We start from the raw sequence: 1,948 nt of genomic DNA on the forward strand, positions 1-1,948 counted from the left end.
GCACAACCTGTACGGCTGGTCGACCTTCCCAAATAATCGCATTGTCATAAATATTAAAGAAACGATGGAACCATCTAAGCCAATATTCTCTACCACGTTACTGGTGCCTGAGGGCTCACCCGATATCACCGCTTGATAACGCTGGCAGATACTTTCTACATTTTGCTGTGGTACCAAATCGAGAATAGAATCGAGCTCCAATACCTGCTCAATCGACTTACCACCTTGCAGGTTCACCCAAGACTGATTGACCATCAAAGGTTTGAAATCTCGGTGCACTAATATTCCCTGCCCTGATTTCATAATCATGTCTTGATACATCTGATCTTGCTTGCGCATCATATTCTGCAATTGAATCGCAGGGCTCAGATCGATCACCGTCACTTGTAATGCAGGTCTTCCTTGCCATTCGGTCACATGATCAATAGAAAACACCGTAAACTCTCTGCCATTTCGGTCCACATTGGTAGAGGTGTGGACTTGAGGATCGCGTTGACCACTGACGGTTTCAAGATAATTTTTGTAGGCAGCGACATGAAAGTCTTCTGATATGAGATCAAGAAAGCTATCAATTTGGGACATTAACTCTTCTGGAGATTGGTACCCATAAATACGAGCGTAGTTGGCATCAACACTAACCACATTCATATCTTGAATAATAATTACGCCGTACGTAGATTCGAAATTTATTGAAGACATTACCAACTCCACACTCTAGCTATACTTCATCACTGGAGCATTGCAACATATCCCACTAACCCTTCCACAGAATCTTTCAAGCATCAGGGGACATTAATATACCATCTAGTATATCGTACTGTTGGTCGCTTCTCTACAAATCAATCGCTAGCACGAGTTACCAAAAGTAGACAAGCATCTCAATCTGATTACGCGCGCCAAAAAACAAAAATAGATAACCTATAGCAATGTAATGATTAACTTTTCTATCTTTTGCCTTCCTTAGTTTCTATCTGCCCTAGCTTCTGGCTTCTTAGCTTAGACAGCACTACTCATCCCAATCAGAAAAATAAGAGACCAAGAAGTCTATCGCTAGCCGTGCTCTCTGAGGCAAAAAGCGTCGGTTCTGATAAACAATCCAACTGCTTGTACCCGAGCCCCAATACTCTTCTAGCACAGGAACCAGCTTGCCATTGGTTAGCCCGCCATTAAAACTGCTTCTAGGAAGGTACACAACGCCGAGCCCCTCTTCACACGCTTTCAGTACCGCGCTTGAATTGTTACTTCTCCATCGACCATGCACTCTTACCGCATTCAATGGCTTTCCATTTTGCTCAAACAGCCATTGGTCACTATTGGCAATAATGCAGCTGTGTTGTTTTAACTGTTCTGGATGAGTGGGGGCGCCATATTGATCGATATACGCTTTACTCGCCGCCGCTGCCATTGGGCGATCAACCAACTTTCTTGCCACCAGCCCTGAGTCATCTAACCGACCGTAACGAATCGCGAAGTCGATACCGTCTTCAATAAAGTTCACCATCTTGGTGTTGAAGTTCATTTCAATGGTTAGATCTGGATGAGATTTTGCAAATTCCATCAGCGCTGCCGCAACATGATTCTCGGCAAATGCGCCTGCAGCACTGACACGTAATGTACCGCTCAGCTGAGTCTGTTGAGACGTAACTTGCTCATTAGCTTGTTGTAGCCCAATCACTAAGTCTTTGCACTGTTGATAGTAAGTATGTCCAGACTCAGTCAGGCTTACCATGCGCGTTGAGCGGGCAAGCAAAGCCACCCCAACTCGCTCTTCTAACCTTGAAACTTGTCGACTCACATGGCTGGTACTGCAACCTAACTGCTTAGCGGCCGCAGAAAAACCGTGGCATTCGGCAACCGCAACGAATTCGTTAATCCCTTCAAAGCTATCCATACTTAACCTACTCGCGTTTTATCTTTGCTATATAGCAACAATGTTTTGCCTTTTAAG

At 44.5% G+C, this 1,948-nt stretch carries 1 protein-coding gene and 1 pseudogene; both read right to left on the reverse strand.

All coding sequences use genetic code 11. The features are described from left to right. Positions 1–648, reverse strand: a pseudogene (locus AC4MRV_RS21980) (GGDEF domain-containing protein); the annotation flags it as partial. 358 nt (positions 649–1,006) lie between these two features. Next, positions 1,007–1,891, reverse strand: coding sequence for a LysR family transcriptional regulator (locus AC4MRV_RS21985; protein WP_394142217.1), 885 nt, complete (start codon positions 1,889–1,891; stop codon positions 1,007–1,009). Between the last annotated feature and the right edge of the window lie 57 nt (positions 1,892–1,948).

It is taken from the genome of Vibrio sp. (genome assembly GCF_984391705.1).

Bases quoted from the DNA above. Each gene is read 5' to 3' on its own strand.
- AC4MRV_RS21985 (WP_394142217.1), bottom strand. From the start codon at position 1,891: ATGGATAGCTTTGAAGGGATTAACGAATTCGTTGCGGTTGCCGAATGC.